The organism is Pararhizobium sp. DWP3-4 (assembly GCF_049898205.1).
In the GTDB taxonomy this organism is placed as follows: Bacteria; Pseudomonadota; Alphaproteobacteria; order Rhizobiales; family Rhizobiaceae; genus Pararhizobium.
Genome location: NZ_JAFCXF010000023.1, coordinates 1 through 16,761 on the forward strand (window position 1 = coordinate 1; position 16,761 = coordinate 16,761).

Here is a 16,761-nt window from a genome sequence, read left to right on the forward strand (position 1 = left end):
GTCAGCTTATGATCGTGTTGTCATCGGCAATGATGGGGATGCGGGTTGGATGCGCTGGATGTCCACAGGTGGTTTCGGCTTGTAGCCCGCTTTCGCTTTCCGCGAAGGACATCCAGCAACAGGCCGACGGTCTTGCTATCGTTGTCGAATAGATGCACCAACTGCGCCCCGCGCGTACCGATCCGGCCTCGGGCAAGCGACACCTCGCCGAATTATGTCGGCTGAACGGCCCACGCATAAAAGCTGGCCACGCTCTTTTCCGGCGCCATACGCTCGACATAGAGGTGGTAGGGCTGTCTTATCATGACAGCAGAATCGCGCGTGTGGATTCTCCCCTCCAATAGGCGTGAGAGAAATCTCGGGCAAGAAAACTATTCGGCAATGAAAATCAGCCCTCGACATGGTGAGCGCTGGTGTTGCACCGAAGCGGAAGCTCGCGCTGCCGGCTGGCGAAACGCGGGAAAGTAAGGTCGGAGCCGGACTTACTTGCGTTTAGATCGCTCGGCTATCCTTATCGGGGTAGAACAACCAATTCTGACAGTATCCTTCTCTTCATGCCTTATGAACAGCTGGCAGGCCACGCAGGCCTTCTGGAGGCGGCCGACAATTCGATATTTTCGGGCAATCTGGCAAAATTGCTTCTTCACTACGTCACAGGTGTCGAGTCCAATCTCAACACTCTCACAGCCGAGGAATTACCACGCCTCGTGCATACCATCAGCGATCTGATTGTCGCATGCGCCTCGCTGTCTGTTGCGACGGTCGCGCCATCGAAGCTTCCAAATATGGGCATGATGGAGCGCGCGCATCGTTATATACATGGCAATCTACGTTCGGATGAGCTCACGCTCGAAAAGATCTGCCGTTCTCTTGGTATCTCCCGTACTCGGCTCTACCAATTGTTTAGCGCAAGTGGCGGTGTTCTTAATTATATACGGAAACAGCGGCTTCTTGCAGCTTACGCGGACCTCAGCGATGCCACCAACACCCGGCCGATATCAGAAATAGCGGAAGCTGCAGGGTTCGATCTGGCTGCCAATTTTAGCCGCGCTTTCAGCCACGAATTCGGAGTCAACCCTCGGGATATTCGAAAAGCCGCTACGCTGCAGCCCTCCCGATCTCCAATTCCGCCTGGTGGCCGCTACGGCGGTTCATTCGGCGACTGGCTGAGTGTGTTGGGAAAGTGAGGCGGTTCAATGAACCCGGTCCGGACATTCCTTATTTAAGCAGGCAGACAGTAGGGGTATGGTCAGATCGCCGACGACGTCAAGCGCTTGTCGCGCCCTCGAATACAAGAATGCTCGTTCATGCGCGGAGAAAAAGGAAAACGTTACCGTCGCTGACCGTCGAGGCAGTGTCCGGGGCCGCTGGTGCCATCGGTGTCGGCGGCAACGGCATGAATGCCCGCAACACCGCTGATGCCGAGCGCGAAGGAGAGGAGGAACTCGCTGTTGCGGCCACCCTTGCCCGTTGCGCGCAGCGTCACGGTCGTTTCACCGCCGGCAAGCAAAAGGACGGGCTTGGTGAAAGGTCTGTTCCTTGTCGCAATCTCGCGGGCGATGGCCGCATGCACGCTTGCCACGTCGCGGGCTTCTCCTTCGATCGAATCCGAAAGGATCACTGCTTCGATCCCGTGCCTTCGGGCGTGTTCAGCCGCAGCTTCGAGCGAGACGGCAGCCGACGCAATGACATGGACCTGGTCCTTTGTGAACCGCGGATCGCTTGGCTCCAGGCCGTCCGCAGCTGACGATTTGAGGTGCGCCACGTTGAAAACGTTTCCCGATTTCGGCCATACGATTTCGTCTGAGGAATCCGTTGAGGCGGCTCTTTTCCTGCGCGAGCGCTTCGACTGATCCAGTCGCGTCGCGATACCTCCGCATTGGCGCGGGCTGGTTGTCAAAACGGACACCCACCCGCGTTCACTGAGTATGAGTAAGCGGGCGTCCGTTATTTCAAGTTTAGAGAACGGAGACGTTCTCGGCCTTCGACTTTCCTGTCTTGCGATCCTGTCCGACTTCGAAGGTTACCTTGTCACCTTCGCGAAGGGAGCCGCCGCGCTCAAGCGCTGACACATGAACGAACACGTCCTGTCCGCCGTTCTCCGGGGTGATGAACCCGAAACCCTTGTCGTCGTTGAAGAATTTTACCGTACCAGTAGCCATAGATGCTTTCCCGAAGTTTTCAATAATGCGCGCGCAAACTATAGGATGCCGATAGTCCAGGCAACCGTGCCATCCCGTCATGAACGAGGTTTGTCAGCGGTCAAGGGCGGACAAGCTGTTGGTCCGACCATCGAATTCAACCGTGCCTCGCCTCGATCTACACCGTCGGCACTGATAGTGGGCGGGATCGCGGCGCGGACGAGGCGAAGTTCCTCTGAGCGGGTCACCGTAAAAAACCGTCCTGTCCAAATTCTTCCCAACCCGCCAGTTCCGCGCTTGCGTCACCCGACCCCGCCCCTGGTGCCGGAGAACTCGCCCCCTTCTTCAACGATCGCGTCAGCTTCGCTTTGTAGGCGGCCCGCCGTCGGTTCTCGGCCGCAGCCGCGATGTCGTCCTCCCGCCATTCGTCAACTGTGCCGCTGTCGAGGAGTGCTTCCACGACCTTCGGATCGAAGACATGGAAGGTGATCTGCCTGGCACGGCCCGCTAGTCGTACAGTCCTCGTCCCCGCGCTGGGGAGGCGACCGTCGGCAAGCCACCGATGCCGCTCTCCTGGCTTGATCGTCAGGATGTCCTGTATCTCTCGAGGAATCACGGGCAGGTTTCCGATGTCCGTCATCGCTGCGGAAACGATGCCCGCCGCGGCGTTGAATTCGGACTTCGCTTCGGCTGGCATTGCAAGCACGAGTTCGCCCGCTTCCAGGATCAGCGATTTCTTCGAAGACACCGGGAGCCGCGCCCGCATCTCGAGAAGGATTCCGTGCGCGCGCACCGACGACCCGAGCGTGGCTTTTGACGGCAAAGTCCAGGTCCTCAGAAGTTCGATGTCGTTTCTCTCGCGCTTAGGCATGCTGCCTAAATGGGTCGGCGAGCAGCCAAGTCAACGTGGCGGGCGGGCCATTGGCGACGAGATAGGCCCTACCTCACAGTTCTTTGACAAGTCGATCCCGCTCGTGTTCGGGGAGCGCTGGATTGCTCTTGCGCCACAATCGGCCGCGGACGACGAAATATCTTCCGTCGGGGTCGAGGTATTGGCTTCCATTTTCGTTTTTTCGCCTCATGGGAAAAGAACTTTCATAAGGCTGAGTGGTTTGGGATGTGAGGTCGCGGCGTGTCAAATCGGACACGACGGAGATGATGAACGCAACGATTTTTCCGATTTCTCGCTGTGGGCAACGAAATGCCAGGCGAGCATCCAACCCGTCCGCCGCGTCCTCATCCACCGACAGAATGGCAGGAAGTATGGAGCGGCGGTCGAACTCGATCCGACCATTTATTACGCCATCCAGCTCTTGCGCGAGGAAGCACATACGCTGGTGTGGCAACGGGTTAAATTCCTGACAGCTGTCATGGAAGCGGCTAATAACCAGCTTTTAGCTGAAAACCAGCTGGAGAGTGTTTAAGGGAACGATCTTGCAATATTTTGCGACGAGCGTCTCGGCTTTCATTACCGGGGGTTCACGGATTCCGAAGCAGCCCGAATATCCAGTTATCGAGAAACAAGAAACAAGCTTCGAGATAGACCGCAAAAATCCGGGTGACCGTTCAATTTCACTAAAAGCCCGTGTACCTAACCGGTCAGCGGGCTTTTTGCGTTCTGGCGGGGCTGCACAATAAAAAAAGAGCCTCACCAGCAATGCCGGGAGGCTCTTGAATTACCCACAGCGTTCGAGGTCTACGGGTGTGGGCAAAAGAATACATTGTGTAAGGATAGTCAATTCCTTCCGGCCGCCACATTACGACAAAGCCTAAGCCTCCAACCGCGACGGAAATTCCTATGAATATCCCGGCGTTTTGGAAAATGGTCATTCTTCTTCCGCGCCCCCGCGTCCGTGGGTGAAGGCGCGCCCTTCATTGGTTTCCTTTGGATCACCCTCGTTAGGGTGTGGATTGTCTGCGTACATAATCCGCAGATTTTTCAGGACTTCTTCCATGGCGCCGATCGTTTCCATGGTGCCCCAGCCGTTGGTCGTAGCTCGATTGATTATGTCCTGAAGAGATCCGTCAACCTCTTCCTGACAGAGCAGATGACGGTCTTCGTGGGATACCGGAAGCTTCGGGGTATTGATCATCGTGGTTCCTCCATGCCAAGAAACCAAAGCGAATTCTGTTGGTTCCAGGGAGGCGCTAAAACGCTATTTTCCGTCCGACGCGTGGGTCTCGAGTTGTTGCCGGAGGCGGGCTTGTCTCAAAGCTTCTGTCTTCCGTCTTTCTGCGGCCAGGCGGGCTTCTTCTGATGAAACCGCATATGTCTTCGCCGTTTCGAAATTTCCGCGAGGCGACGCACCTCGTGGCCGTCTGTTTTTTACTTCGGTCATGCGATCGCCTCCCGTAGTGCAAGCATCGCGGCAATGGAATTCTTAATTGCATTCACCAAGATTTTGGGCTGGCACGGTTTACTCACCCACTCTCCACGAATGAAAATCGGATCGATTTCGTCCTGGGTAGACCCAGAGCAGACAATAAATGGAATGGAATTTTGGTGGAGACGCGATGCCACCCCAGTGCATGATCCATCTTTCAGACAAATGTCCAGGATCGCTGCATCAGGGGAATGATCAGCGAGCCAAGCCGACGCCTCCGAGCAGGAATAACAAATGTGGGTCGTAAAACCCGCGTTTTTAAGTATTTGTTCGAAGTCCATCGCGATCAGCGGCTCATCCTCAAGGATGAGGATAATATTAGCATTGGCTTTATTAATATTTGATAGGTCGCGATGAGGCATGGCTCTGCTCCAATAGGGTGGGCAAGAGCAGATTATCTCTTAAACAGTCACAGCCGAGAAATGGATGTAGTGGGACCGGTATGGTCAATATACACCACAACCACTCAAGAGACTAATTGAATCCCAACGTTTCTAATGGGCCACTGCGGTGCTGATCGAAAATGACCCCGCAAAAGCGGGGCGAAGTTGACCTTGTGCCGAGGAGGGGCACCGGCGAATACGGAACTAAGGTATGGCTGCTTTGTTCCGATGAAGACGTCGGTTGGAAGCAAAAACGATCTTGAAGGATTTCTCAGGGCAGATAAAATCTCCCGATGTTCTGGAAGAAAAAGCCCAAGGCCGTAAAAGTTCTGCGATCAAGCATTGTGACGATTTCGGAGACGCCGGAGTTGGGCATGCTAACGATCCAGACGGATCGAAATCAGGTTCGCCTGATAATCGACGAAGCCAATGCTCGGCAGCTCACGGAAGAGTGCCTAAAACTTCTGGGCTACCCAGCATCGATGAATTAGGGTCAGCACTACATCTTCGTTCAATCTAAAACTTCTGCGAAGCCGATCGCGGCATCGGAGGTCCGGCTTACTACGGGGCTCGTATCGAAACCGAAATCCAAATGGTCAGACGTCACGTGCTCCGTGGTGAGACCATTGTTGTGAAGCAGCATATGCTCATACAGCGTCTCAGAAACTTGGGCATTTCGACCGTCGAGGCTGAGCGACTTCTGGATACCTTTCAGAGTATACAGGCGTTACACCGACTGCATCTCTCTAGGATTAGTGGCTGACCGCAATCTCAGTTGCGAGTTACCGCTCGCCCATCCCAATAGTCGCTGGCTAGGTGCTCGATGCAGCGCCACTCGGTTTGGCCGCGGCTCCGCTCCTTCCCAAACGAGCCCCAGCGCTTGCAGCCTTCGTGGCCGTACCAGTCTCGAAATGCACCGGTGAATCGGGTGAACCATACTGTCGTCAGTCATCACCGTCTGCCTTGAAACACTCGCATTTGATTCCCAGGAAGTAATTCGATGACTTTTTCTCGATCCAGCTCCATCAAAGCGTTGACGATCTCGTGCTCCCAGAAACCCTTTCCAACCATTGGCACGCCTACAGCATAAAGGCTCGTGGCTTCGCCCCCCCAGTCCTCGCAGTATCTCCATGAGTTCCTGAGCTTGTCGTCGTGACTCATTCACCGGACGTCCCGTTCAAAGCTCCACTGCCAACCACGGGTGAGGCCGATGCTCATCCCGGTCTGGGTGACGGCCAGTTGCTGTTTCAAACACTTGATGTCTGCGAGCAACGTTCCGATCGTCGCGTCGGCGATCTCATAAACTGCGCCGGAATATTGAGTATCATACGCGGCGGCCCTGATCGTAGGCATGGCTTCTCCTGCCACTGTGTGTAACCAGTGGATATCGTGTGTATAACTTGTTGATTATCGGCCGCATCGCCAGTGAAGTTCTTATTATGTTCTTGATTGAAGGAGAATCAAGACGGCCAGCCGAGCATTCGCAAGATAGGGCCTATGAACAGCATCAACGCGACGCCAACGGCGAGGAAAATCAGCGCAATAAGGATGATCTCAGGAGGACGCTTGGGCATCACTGATCCTTCAAGTCTTCTGCTTTTGCATCAAGCACGATCTTCAGCGTGCGGATCATATCCGCTAGGTCGAGCAGAACAACCTTTAGGTCATCATTGTTTCCGGCGGCCTCCGCCATTAGCGCCGCTATCTCGATGTCTCGAAGCGGATCTTGTCCTCGGCGACCCGGGCGAACGCCGGACTCGACACGCATCTCGCGCACCATTCGTACACCCCGATCGATCAACCGTCGGCGCTCATCAATGCCCAACGTTATGGGACTGTTTGCTGCACGGATAAGTTCGGCTATGAAATCTGTGGTGGAACTCAATGGTTCGTCCCTCCGGCTCGCTTGGCAAATTCAAGGTTGAGCTGGGTCGCCCATTTTCCGGCCTGTGCAGCATGGAGCCTGTCCAGGGCGATAACGTTCAGTGCCGCTGGCTGCCCCGCGAATACGTCATAGCCGGTACAAGAATCGTTTGAATTCATGCGCAGATCGAAGCGTTTCGGCGGACACAGTTTCATAGCCATGAATGGTCATTGAGCGGACGCGGGAGTCAATCGACTGTCAAAGAAAAAGGCCGAGCATTCGCCCGACCTTCTAACCGTCCCACAATACGTGCCAGTACATCCGTGGTCACATGCTGGGAGAGGCGTCTTTTGAGCGCGTTTCTTCTACCGTTTCGTAGGCCCAAGAATCTCGCGCGAAATTTCTGGCAGCGTTCTCTGCGCTGTCCTTATCGTCGAATTGATCGGGCAAAACGTAGCTGTTGTCCCCGAGTTGTACGAGCACAGTCTTGCTTATGCAGTCGTATTGAATTCGAAGCTGTTCGCCCATCGTTTCCACCCTGAAGCTGATCGACAAAGAAACTTCAGAGCAATCGATTTGTTCCGCTCGAGGTTTACAAACGGCGAGGTTAGGCGTTGGAGTCTGCGGGCACGGTCGAGACCTTGCCGTCGACTCTGAGAGCAAGCCAGCCGCAGCGTGAACGAAGCAGCCGGCATCCGTATCGCCTACGCCTTGGCGACCGACCGGAGTAGGTAGCATCGCCATGTGGCATGAACAACCTTCAGGGGAATTATTCTGCGGTTTTATCATCAATAAAAAAGCCGCCATCCGTTACCAGATGGCGGCGCAACATGACCACTGAAAAAGCTCACAATAAGAAGTGCAATATGGAATGCCTGCCTCTCTCCCAAGAGTGCATATATAACACTACTAATTTAGGGGTTTTTCAATGCACATTTTTGGGGTTGTTATTCGTCTGTATAATATTGGTGGCAATGTTCCACCAGGCCGGTCATGGCGTCAGAGCTTTCCATTTCGTAAGCCTGTGCAATTCCGCCTTCCTCGGTAAGGGCGTACCGAAACATGGAGCCCGATGCTCCCGTTAGGCGGACCGCCCCGGTCCCCGTCGCACTCCTCATGGCGACGGGGCTTTTACAAGGAGGTCTCACCAGCCGCCGAGGCGATTGTCACCACGCTGAAGAGCGCCGGAAACGGAGCGATCGCAAGCCGTCATCCTTATATGGATGACGGCTTTTTTCCAGCAAATTTCATAAGCTTACATGAACGAAGGGTTCAGATCGGGTTCATAGTCTAAGGCCCATGGTAGGTCATCAACTTGAAAGGAAGACCATGAAAAAGATAATCCAGACCATCGGCGCCGCTGCAATAGCAATGGTGGTCGGCCTTACAACCTTCACACCAGTATCAGCTGCTCCATTCGCTCCCCCAAAGAGTGAAGTGACGTCTGACGTGCAGACCGTCCAATATCGCCACAGTGACGATGACAAGCCGCGCTGGAACAAGCGTCATGACCGACGCGATGATCGCTTCGACCGCCGTCACGATCGCCGCCATGACCGTGCTGAGCGACGCCAAGAGCGGCGCGGGTATTGGAACGGGCACCGTGGCTATCGCGAACACCGCCGTGGCTATCGTCGCCACACCGATGGCTATTACTATTCGCAGGATGTTTTCCGGCTCTTCATTCGATAATCGGAAGCATTGCGTTGGGCCGTCATCCTTCGGGGTGGCGGCATTTTTTATTTCATATGTTAAAATCAGCCGATGTCCGACCAATGGCCTATGTTCATATTGCAATGCATAGTGGTGTTCGGACTGGTGGGCGTGTTGTTCATCCGCGGAGATGGGGACTAGTCTCGCCCGGGATTACGGACATCTTGCGAGGTGAGCCAGCGGTCGGGGGCAACCACTGGCTCGGCAATTACGCCGCACGGGCGGCTGCTTCGCCACCGGCGCTGAAGGGTATTAGCGGCCGGCTAATGAAAACCTTGTGGACTGGTTCTTGTTCCACGGAAAAAAGGATCTGAAGGCAAGCAATGTTTGGTCTCTCAGTTTGACAATATTTAGCATGCGCTGGGCCGCGAAAGGAATGAGAACGTGAATTCATTGACAGATCCCAACAGCGCCATGTTTTACGCTGCCGGTGCTGTAGTGGTGCTCGCTGTTTTGCTGCTCATCGTATGGCTGCTACCAAAACCGTAACTGGGCATCGATCCGTTGCTGATGCCGGGGGGGCTCGGGAGCGTTTATGACTCGGATGAACGGGAAGCGGCGATGGAAGCTTTTTGGTGAGGGGCGAGGGTGGGAGGCAACCTAATGACCTCTCACCGGTTACCCTCGCGTTCAAGGCGTCTTTGGCCAGCAAGTTCCTCGAGTTCTGACCTTACATTGTCGCCGTCAACAGGGACTAACCGGGCCGGAATCGTTCGGACGTCACTGAGACCAAACACAAGCAGCAACTCTGTCTCCATTCGACGACCCGGCATTACGAGATGGCCGTAGCTCCCCATCCAGAGCATTCCATCTCGGAGCGCTGCCAGACACTCTTTACCTGAAGCGTTTCAACGTCGATGCCGTATTGGGCGAAGATTAGTTCCTCGCTGTGTGCCTTGGTTGCCTTTTCCAACTGCATCGGGATTCCGCCATCTCCAATTGTGGTGACTTCTCACAGCCTATGGACGTTATTTAATAGCACGCGCAGCCCCGACGATGAGGTGTCTGCAAGGCTGCACCACCCGTCAGATAAATTGACCAATATTGGATCCAATGTTCATATTAAGTTCGCTGAATGTCCAGAATACATCCAAATTTGGCGCTTGCGGTATTAAGCCTATCCGTCGAATCTTCCTCTGGACGAGGCCAAACGGCCGCAAAGAAACTCGAATTCATCTGAGGACAAACCATGAAATTTAATAGCGTTGGCTTAGGTTTTATTGCAATCGCGTTCGGCATCGCGGGGAATGGACTGGCGACCGGCACCTCCCACGCCGCAGAGTTTTCTTTTACGGCTACCAACACCACCAAGACGGCAATCACCGAAGTGCTGGTTTCTGAAAACAAAAGCGACTGGGGTTATTTCGACATTGGGAGCGGGATCAAGCCAGGTTCGACGTCAGACCTCGTCTGGGACCAGAGCACGAATAGCGAAGGCTGCTCCCAGTGGGTCAAGGCCACTTATGCAGACGGCAGCGAATCGGAACCCGCCAAGTTCGATTTTTGCGAAAACGGGCTTGCGATCGATTTCTAACAGATTGCTATGGCGTCGTTATGGACCATCGGTAACCTTGGCGGACCACAATCATGTTCCTCTCGGGCAATTTTCTTACATTACGCTGGAATTGGGTGGAACCAACCGGCCGGTGATAATTGATAATCAATCGACTCCCACCCGCTCGATGTCGATGCAAGCCACTAATGGCCAGGGTCAATTAGTCCATAACGGTCTCGTCGATCTTCTCGCCGCGTTCTGCGTCACGGCGAACGACACGCTCAGAGGATCTTGCGTTATGGTTCCGTATCGCCTCGTTAGCGGCATGGGCGCCTCTCTCCTTTGAGCTGCCGTGCAGAGCCTCGTACGGCACTTTTCCGGCGGCGTGTAAAACTGATTTCTTTGCGGGCGACAACTTCGGCCCGCAGAGATTTTCGTCGAGGGTAGGGCGGGCTCACCATAGTTTCCCCTGTCCGGTTTCTGCATGGCCGTAGCGGGGCCTTTTTAGATAATTTATTTGCAGAGTTTGGGGCAGGCGGCACAGTTCACAACGGAAATTTGGATCGTGGAGCCGGCCCTCAACTTAGTTGTCGGCCTCTATTTAGAGAGCATGCAGCTCTAGGCGTGAAGGTGACAGAAACGTCACGTTTTAGCCACCGTAGATCATTCCTCCAACGCGAATCTTTGCGACGGCCCAAACGACGGGTCGACACACGCTGGTTTGGCCCTGCGCGTGATGTTTTAAATATTTCCAAGGTCGACCCGCCGGCAGGCCCCACCGCAGTTCGGGCGTGGGGGGTCGCAAGGCGGGATAACGCATTCAGCGATAGTCCGCATCAGCGGAAGCACCCGACACGGGCACCAGTTCCCACAAGGCTCGCAAGTCAAGGCCTAGTGAAGAAGTACCAGCAAACCGCACACACGCCGATACCCATGGCAATCCCAGTAGCGGCATTGCCGAGTAGGGCCGTTCCTATAGCGGCGCCGATTGCTACGCCTATAACCAGACCAAGGGTCATATCGAATTCTCGTCGGCGGCACAAACAAAGGGCCAGTGGCCGGCGGAGACCGCTGGTCCGCTTTCGTCGCCGGAGATTGGCCACGGAAGCTATCGGCGCGCTGAAGGGGTCGTCGCTGCCGGCCAGTAAAACAGCAAGATAAACTTCAAATTAAAAAGCCAGCCAACCTGGGAGGACTGGCTGGCCGTAAGATCGATGCAAGTTGGGACTCTGCAGCGTATCGAGCGGTGTGGGGACGCTTCAAAAGTGATGTAATGTTAGACCGAGGACTTTGTTTCGGCTAATTTGAACTTATGACAAATGATATCAACCCCGACTTGCCGATCCGCTTGGCAGGCATCATCGATGCAGGAGGCTGCGAGGATGGCTATAGAAAGACTCACGGCAAGGATGAATAGGACGGAGCCCGAGAGCAGGAAGGCCATGCTTGCAGCTCGGCGGAAGATACGTTTGGCAAATCGCGTTAAGGAGGGACTTGGTAATTTGCAGCCCTGCTTTTAACCAACGCAATTTTGCTTCGGTTGATTATTTGGACGGAAAGGGAGAGCGTTAGCATTTCACGAGTCGTGGCGACCAGGTGGCGATTCGAGAAAAACCAAAATAAGATCAGCTCAAGAATAATATAATTATTTCAGGTGTTTGGGTAGTGAGAGCGCAGGGATTCGAACCCTGGATCTACTGATTAAAAGCTAGAGGTGTCCATTATTCGCAAGGTCTGACCATCGTCCTGGCCATCCTTACCATCTCGACAATAAGTCGGATGTTGCTGACGGGCTGGTCGGTGCACAAACATGAACTGGCGGAGCACTGAACGGCAAGGGTCGGTCTTGCCGGTTATGCCGCGTCCAGCCATTTTCTATCGTCCATGTTCGAGAAATGGGAAGCCGAGTTCCTATAGATGTCCGCATATGTGATGCTGACTGCGATCCTGTTCCAGCGAGGATCTGCGGCGTCCAAGGATCTGGACCGGCCCTCTGAGGTCGATGACGATCCCGCAGCAAAGGTTGAGGTACTTGATGCGCCATGGCTCGTCCGCGTTAGGGGCTGGGCGCGCACGGCGTATTCTTATTCGCTCGGCATCGCGCTGGCTTTCGCTCTTCGTGCCGACATTTTTCTTACATCTCAGGTGTAGCGCGGAGGCGGGAAATGTCGAAACGCACATGCATGGACAGGCGACATCAATGATTGATCACTTCTCCAGCGCCCAGTTCTGGTTAGAGTCATTAGAGAACTGGCAAAGCAAAATTCCTCTCCACCACGGTGGTGGTGCTCTCGATTTTCCTGCGTTTCAAAGGGCCACCAGACTCGAAGCCAGTCGCTTCTCCCCACAGCGAGACGGGTGGCTAACGCTGTGAAGCCTCCAAACGCGGCGCTTAAACCACTCTATTTATTGAGGTTGGATCCCATGCGTCGGCTTCGGCCTTCGGCTTCCGTCATAACGTCTACAGCGGCAGGTCGTCGACGTCCGCTATGCGGTCGGTAACGTCGATGGACAGGAAGTCGAACCCGCTCAAAGTGACATAGGTGGGGTCGTTTCTACGGTCAGGATATCGGTGACGACTATGTTCGATGCACTGAAGATCGCATACCGACCGAAGCTAGAGGCCGATCTCAAAAGGCTTTTTTACCGTAACGCGATGCTGCGGTTGTTTGAACGCGCGGCCATCCGGGTCCGTGGCGGGCGAGCCTATGAGAAAACCGCCGGCGGCGATCTTAACGAAGTCAATGCCAGCCAAGCTGCTCGGCGCCGGCGTTTGCGCCTGCAGACGAAACCCGCCCAATGCTGCCGCCGTTATTCATAGATCAAGGAAAATAACGGTCGGTTGGAACATCTGGCCATCTTCCTCACTTATGGACTGGGCATAAGCGACGCAGCATCTAATCTTCACCGCCGAGCGCCCTACTCTACATTTTGAGCGTTTAGCTTTAGGGCCAAACCCCTACTCCAGCTGAGAACGATCGGAGCGGACATGCTCAATCAAAATTTGGAACTTTCACGTCGAGACCTTCTTATCTCGTCAGCAGCGGCGGTGGCTCTTACGGGAGTCGCGGCGCACAACACTGCTGCGCAGCCAACGGGAAACGATATGAAACACACAACGCCTGTGGCTCTCACTGTTAACGGCGAGAGACACCAACTTGCCCTCGATAACAGGACCACGCTTCTCGATACTTTGCGGGAACATTTGCATCTCACGGGAACAAAGAAGGGCTGCGACCATGGACAATGCGGCGCATGCACGGTCATCGTCGACGGTCAGAGGATTAATTCCTGCCTAACGCTTGCCGTCATGCATGACGGCGACGAGATCACGACGATCGAGGGACTGGGCCTTCCAGGCAACCTCCATCCGATGCAGGCGGCGTTCATCAAGCACGACGGCTTCCAGTGCGGCTACTGCACCCCAGGCCAAATCTGTTCCTCCATCGCGGTGCTGGAAGAGATCAAGGCGAACATCCCGAGTCACGTTACTGGCAACCTGACCGAAGCGGTAAGGCTTACGGCCGCCGAGGTCCGCGAGCGCATGAGCGGAAACATCTGTCGGTGCGGAGCCTACTCCAACATCCTGGACGCCATCTCGGAAGTCGGGGGGATTGAAACATGAAGGCCTTTACCTACGAGCGCGCGTCATCGGTCGAAAGTGCCGCCAAGGCAGCAGCTTCGAACCCGCAAACCAAGTTCATTGCCGGCGGTACAAATCTCTTGGATCTCATGAAACTCGAGATCGAGCGCCCGAGCCATCTGATCGACGTGAATGGACTTGGCCTCGACAAGATCGAGCCGACGCCGGAAGGTGGCCTGAGGATCGGTGCTCTCGTCAGGAACACGGCCTTGGCCGCAGACGAGAGGGTGCGACGAGACTACGGTCTCCTATCGCGCGCGCTGCTGGCAGGTGCCTCCGGGCAGCTTCGCAACAAGGCAACAACCGCGGGCAACCTGCTACAGCGAACACGCTGTCCGTACTTCTACGATCCGAACCAACCATGCAACAAGCGCCAGCCAGGTAGTGGTTGCTCTGCGATTGGAGGTTTTACGCGCCAACACGCGGTCATAGGAACGAGCGACGCCTGCATCGCGACGCATCCGAGCGACATGGCAATCGCCATGCGGGCGCTTGACGCCGTTGTCGAAACCGTCAAAGCCGACGGGGCGAAACGGTCCATTCCGATGGCGGACTTCCATCGTCTTCCTGGAGACACGCCGCATATCGAGACAACACTCGAACCTGGCGAAATTATCACTGCGGTCGTCCTGCCGCTACCGACCGGTGGCAAGCACATCTACCGGAAGGTGAGGGACCGGGCATCCTACGCGTTCGCCCTCGTCTCGGTCGGCGCAATCATTCAGCCTGATGGCTCTGGCCGCGTCGCGGTCGGCGGCGTCGCCCATAAGCCTTGGCGCATCGAAGAGGCCGACGTGCAACTCAAAAACGGTGCCAAGGCCGTTGCCTCTGTCTTAATGGCGAGCGCCCGTCCAACCGAGCAGAACCACTTCAAGATCGATCTTGTCGAGCGCACGCTAGGCGCCGTGATCGTGGAGGCAAGGGGATAGTCATGCAGTTCGACAAACCAGCTACCACCAATCCAATCGACCAGCTCAAAGTGGTTGGCAAACCCATCCATAGAATAGACGGCGAGCTCAAGACCACCGGCAGAGCGATGTACGCCTACGAGTGGTACGACAAGAACGTGCCCTATGCCTACGGATATCCCGTTGGCGCTTCGATCGCCAAGGGCAAGATTAAGTCGATCGACACAAGCGCCGCGAACAAGTCGCCAGGGGTGCTTAAGGTCGTCACGACGCTCGACGTCGGAGACCTAAAAAAGGGCAAGTACAACACCGCCAAGCTGTTTGGCGGCGCAGAGATCCAGCACTATCATCAAGCCGTCGCTGTCGTTGTCGCAGATACGTTCGAACGGGCACGTGCCGCAGCGGCATTGGTGAAGGTAGACTATGAAGAACAACCTGGCGTCTACGACCTGCGCGCTGCCATGGCATCGGCCGAGAAGCCCGAGGAATCCCATGAACCGGACACGGCGGTCGGCGACTTCGACGCCGCTTTTAAGACGGCTGCCGTCACGTTGAGCGAGACCTACACAACCCCGGACCAGTCGCACTCGATGATGGAGCCGCACGCTTCGATCGCCGCGTGGATCGGTGATGAGCTGACCGTCTGGACGTCGAGCCAGATGATCGACTGGGGGCGGACCGACCTTGCCACAACGCTCGGGATCGACAAGGAGAAGATCCATCTGATGTCGCCGTTTATCGGCGGCGGGTTTGGCGGTAAGCTGTTCCTGCGCGCCGATGCCGTTCTAGCCGCATTCGCGGCAAAGGACGTCGGCCATCCAGTGAAGGTGGCGCTCCCGCGGCCTTTTGTACCGAACAACACGACGCACCGCCCGGCTACCATCCAGCGCATTCGCATCGGCGCCGAGCGCGACGGCAAGATTACGGCAATCGCCCATGAGAGCTGGTCTGGCGACCTTCCGGGCGGCGGGCCGGAAACGGCAGTCAACCAGACGCGGCTTCTTTACGCCGGAGCAAACCGGATGACGGCAATGCGTCTGGCCACGCTCGACCTTCCAGAAGGCAACGCCATGCGCGCACCCGGCGAGGCGCCGGGTTTGATGGCCCTTGAGATCGCCATTGACGAGATGGCCGAAAAGCTCGGTATGGATCCTGTCCAGTTCCGGATCGTTAACGATACCCAGGTCGATCCGGAGAAGCCAGAGCGGCCGTTCTCGCATCGGGATCTCATCGGCTGCATGGAGCGAGGGCGCAAGGCGTTCGGCTGGGACAAGCGCGCCAAGCCAGGCGCCCGTCGAGAAGGGCAGTGGCTCGTCGGTATGGGTATCGGAGCCGCGTTCCGCAACAATTTGGTGATGCCATCGGGCGCGCGCGTCAAGCTCGACCGGGACGGCGTCGTAACCGTCGAGACCGACATGACCGACATCGGGACCGGCAGCTACACGATTATCGCCCAGACGGCCGCCGAGATGCTTGGCGTTGGCATCGACAAGGTGGCGGTCCAGCTTGGGGATTCCCGCTTTCCGGTATCGGCCGGCTCCGGCGGACAGTTTGGCGCGAACTCTGCAACGTCAGGTGTTTACGCGGCCTGCGTCAAGCTCCGCGAAATCGTCGCCAGCAAGCTCGGCTTCAACTCGGAGAATTCAGTATTCGAAAACGGGACAGTTCGGTCGGGCAACCGCTTCGTCCCGCTGGCGGAGGCCGCGGGCGATGAAGTACTGGTTGGCGAAGACACGATGGAGTGGGGCGATCTGACAAAGACGCACCAGCAGTCGACCTTCGGGGCGCATTTCGTAGAAGTGGGCGTTGATGTCGCGACGGGGGAAACGCGGATAAGGCGCATGCTGGCAGTCTGCGCCGCGGGCCGCATCCTCAACCCGATCACGGCCCGAAGCCAGGTTATCGGCGCGATGACCATGGGAGCGGGTGGTGCGCTCTCCGAAGAGCTCGCCGTCGACACTCGGCGCGGCTTCTTCGTCAACCATGACCTCGCGGGCTACGAGGTGCCGGTCCATGCCGACATCCCGCACCAGGAGGTGATCTTCCTGAACGAGACAGATCCGTTGTCTTCGCCGATGAAAGCGAAGGGCGTGGGAGAACTCGGTCTTTGCGGCGTGTCGGCAGCAATCGCCAACGCGATCTATAACGCCACCGGCATCAGGGTCCGGCACTATCCGATCACCCTCGACAAGCTGATCGGCGAGCTGCCGGACGTAGCTTGAGGAGGATG

General features: G+C 56.1%; 15 protein-coding genes and 2 pseudogenes. 9 read left to right on the plus strand and 8 right to left on the minus strand.

Features of this window, described 5'->3' with window-relative positions; all coding sequences use genetic code 11:
• Positions 1 to 554: 554 nt before the first annotated feature.
• Positions 555 to 1,187, plus strand: a complete 633-nt coding sequence (locus tag ACP7E6_RS27995; RefSeq protein WP_426233249.1) for a helix-turn-helix transcriptional regulator — start codon at positions 555 to 557, stop codon at positions 1,185 to 1,187.
• Positions 1,188 to 1,363: 176 nt separating this feature from the next.
• Here the strand turns inward: ACP7E6_RS27995 and ACP7E6_RS28000 are convergent.
• The 3 genes and pseudogenes from ACP7E6_RS28000 to ACP7E6_RS28010 form a co-directional block, all read right to left on the minus strand.
• Positions 1,364 to 1,765: pseudogene (locus tag ACP7E6_RS28000) on the minus strand (MOFRL family protein); the annotation flags it as partial.
• A 193-nt stretch (positions 1,766 to 1,958) separates the two neighbouring features.
• Positions 1,959 to 2,162: a cold-shock protein gene (locus ACP7E6_RS28005; RefSeq protein ID WP_426233251.1), complete on the minus strand. Its 204-nt coding sequence runs from the start codon at positions 2,160 to 2,162 to the stop codon at positions 1,959 to 1,961.
• 223 nt (positions 2,163 to 2,385) lie between these two features.
• Positions 2,386 to 3,012 (minus strand): hypothetical protein, encoded by a 627-nt coding sequence (locus tag ACP7E6_RS28010; protein ID WP_426233253.1) that lies wholly within the window; start codon positions 3,010 to 3,012, stop codon positions 2,386 to 2,388.
• Between ACP7E6_RS28010 and ACP7E6_RS28015 the strand changes: the two genes are divergently transcribed.
• Positions 2,987 to 3,565: a hypothetical protein gene (locus ACP7E6_RS28015; RefSeq protein WP_426233311.1), complete on the plus strand. Its 579-nt coding sequence runs from the start codon at positions 2,987 to 2,989 to the stop codon at positions 3,563 to 3,565. The genes ACP7E6_RS28010 and ACP7E6_RS28015 overlap by 26 nt on opposite strands.
• Before the next feature lie 402 nt (positions 3,566 to 3,967).
• Here the strand turns inward: ACP7E6_RS28015 and ACP7E6_RS28020 are convergent, their stop codons facing one another.
• From ACP7E6_RS28020 to ACP7E6_RS28040, 5 genes are all read right to left on the minus strand, one after another.
• Positions 3,968 to 4,234 carry a hypothetical protein gene (locus ACP7E6_RS28020; RefSeq protein WP_426233255.1) on the minus strand — a complete coding sequence of 89 codons (267 nt, stop codon included), beginning with the start codon at positions 4,232 to 4,234 and terminating at the stop codon, positions 3,968 to 3,970.
• 242 nt (positions 4,235 to 4,476) lie between these two features.
• Positions 4,477 to 4,887: a response regulator gene (locus ACP7E6_RS28025; RefSeq protein WP_426233257.1), complete on the minus strand. Its 411-nt coding sequence runs from the start codon at positions 4,885 to 4,887 to the stop codon at positions 4,477 to 4,479.
• 1,182 nt (positions 4,888 to 6,069) lie between these two features.
• Positions 6,070 to 6,261: a hypothetical protein gene (locus ACP7E6_RS28030; RefSeq protein WP_426233259.1), complete on the minus strand. Its 192-nt coding sequence runs from the start codon at positions 6,259 to 6,261 to the stop codon at positions 6,070 to 6,072.
• Between the two features lie 220 nt (positions 6,262 to 6,481).
• Positions 6,482 to 6,793, minus strand: coding sequence for a hypothetical protein (locus ACP7E6_RS28035; protein ID WP_426233261.1), 312 nt, complete (start codon positions 6,791 to 6,793; stop codon positions 6,482 to 6,484).
• Positions 6,790 to 6,993 (minus strand): hypothetical protein, encoded by a 204-nt coding sequence (locus ACP7E6_RS28040; RefSeq protein ID WP_426233263.1) that lies wholly within the window; start codon positions 6,991 to 6,993, stop codon positions 6,790 to 6,792. Before ACP7E6_RS28040 ends, ACP7E6_RS28035 begins: the two co-directional genes overlap by 4 nt.
• Before the next feature lie 1,286 nt (positions 6,994 to 8,279).
• On the opposite strand from ACP7E6_RS28040, the gene ACP7E6_RS28045 reads away from it, so the two are divergent.
• The 7 genes and pseudogenes from ACP7E6_RS28045 (at position 8,280) to paoC (ending at position 16,753) form a co-directional block, all read left to right on the plus strand.
• The gene (locus ACP7E6_RS28045; RefSeq protein WP_426233265.1) at positions 8,280 to 8,576 is read left to right on the plus strand and encodes a hypothetical protein; all 297 of its coding nucleotides are present in this window, start codon (positions 8,280 to 8,282) and stop codon (positions 8,574 to 8,576) included.
• Between the two features lie 1,098 nt (positions 8,577 to 9,674).
• Positions 9,675 to 10,019, plus strand: coding sequence for a hypothetical protein (locus ACP7E6_RS28050; RefSeq protein ID WP_426233267.1), 345 nt, complete (start codon positions 9,675 to 9,677; stop codon positions 10,017 to 10,019).
• A 1,695-nt stretch (positions 10,020 to 11,714) separates the two neighbouring features.
• Positions 11,715 to 12,346: pseudogene (locus ACP7E6_RS28055) on the plus strand (DUF6766 family protein).
• Between the two features lie 215 nt (positions 12,347 to 12,561).
• Complete coding sequence (locus ACP7E6_RS28060) at positions 12,562 to 12,801, plus strand: hypothetical protein (protein ID WP_426233268.1); 240 nt, start codon at positions 12,562 to 12,564, stop codon at positions 12,799 to 12,801.
• A gap of 168 nt (positions 12,802 to 12,969) precedes the next feature.
• A complete protein-coding gene (gene paoA, locus ACP7E6_RS28065) occupies positions 12,970 to 13,605 on the plus strand; it encodes an aldehyde dehydrogenase iron-sulfur subunit PaoA (RefSeq protein ID WP_426233269.1) in 636 nt (211 codons plus the stop codon).
• Positions 13,602 to 14,552 (plus strand): FAD binding domain-containing protein, encoded by a 951-nt coding sequence (locus tag ACP7E6_RS28070; protein ID WP_426233271.1) that lies wholly within the window; start codon positions 13,602 to 13,604, stop codon positions 14,550 to 14,552. Before paoA ends, ACP7E6_RS28070 begins: the two co-directional genes overlap by 4 nt.
• Positions 14,553 to 14,554: 2 nt before the next feature.
• Positions 14,555 to 16,753, plus strand: a complete 2,199-nt coding sequence (gene paoC, locus ACP7E6_RS28075) for an aldehyde oxidoreductase molybdenum-binding subunit PaoC (protein ID WP_426233273.1) — start codon at positions 14,555 to 14,557, stop codon at positions 16,751 to 16,753.
• Positions 16,754 to 16,761: the final 8 nt, after the last annotated feature.

What these genes read in the sequence shown, in the direction of transcription:
- ACP7E6_RS28010 (WP_426233253.1), bottom strand. Translation starts at nt 3,012, where the DNA reads ATGCCTAAGCGCGAGAGAAACGACATCGAACTTCTGAGGACCTGGACT.
- ACP7E6_RS28005 (WP_426233251.1), bottom strand. Translation starts at nt 2,162, where the DNA reads ATGGCTACTGGTACGGTAAAATTCTTCAACGACGACAAGGGTTTCGGG.
- ACP7E6_RS28030 (WP_426233259.1), bottom strand. Translation starts at nt 6,261, where the DNA reads ATGCCTACGATCAGGGCCGCCGCGTATGATACTCAATATTCCGGCGCA.
- ACP7E6_RS28060 (WP_426233268.1), top strand. Translation starts at nt 12,562, where the DNA reads ATGTTCGATGCACTGAAGATCGCATACCGACCGAAGCTAGAGGCCGAT.
- paoA (WP_426233269.1), top strand. Translation starts at nt 12,970, where the DNA reads ATGCTCAATCAAAATTTGGAACTTTCACGTCGAGACCTTCTTATCTCG.
- ACP7E6_RS28070 (WP_426233271.1), top strand. Translation starts at nt 13,602, where the DNA reads ATGAAGGCCTTTACCTACGAGCGCGCGTCATCGGTCGAAAGTGCCGCC.
- paoC (WP_426233273.1), top strand. Translation starts at nt 14,555, where the DNA reads ATGCAGTTCGACAAACCAGCTACCACCAATCCAATCGACCAGCTCAAA.
- ACP7E6_RS27995 (WP_426233249.1), top strand. Translation starts at nt 555, where the DNA reads ATGCCTTATGAACAGCTGGCAGGCCACGCAGGCCTTCTGGAGGCGGCC.
- ACP7E6_RS28015 (WP_426233311.1), top strand. Translation starts at nt 2,987, where the DNA reads ATGTCGTTTCTCTCGCGCTTAGGCATGCTGCCTAAATGGGTCGGCGAG.
- ACP7E6_RS28040 (WP_426233263.1), bottom strand. Translation starts at nt 6,993, where the DNA reads ATGGCTATGAAACTGTGTCCGCCGAAACGCTTCGATCTGCGCATGAAT.
- ACP7E6_RS28050 (WP_426233267.1), top strand. Translation starts at nt 9,675, where the DNA reads ATGAAATTTAATAGCGTTGGCTTAGGTTTTATTGCAATCGCGTTCGGC.
- ACP7E6_RS28025 (WP_426233257.1), bottom strand. Translation starts at nt 4,887, where the DNA reads ATGCCTCATCGCGACCTATCAAATATTAATAAAGCCAATGCTAATATT.
- ACP7E6_RS28020 (WP_426233255.1), bottom strand. Translation starts at nt 4,234, where the DNA reads ATGATCAATACCCCGAAGCTTCCGGTATCCCACGAAGACCGTCATCTG.
- ACP7E6_RS28045 (WP_426233265.1), top strand. Translation starts at nt 8,280, where the DNA reads ATGACCGACGCGATGATCGCTTCGACCGCCGTCACGATCGCCGCCATG.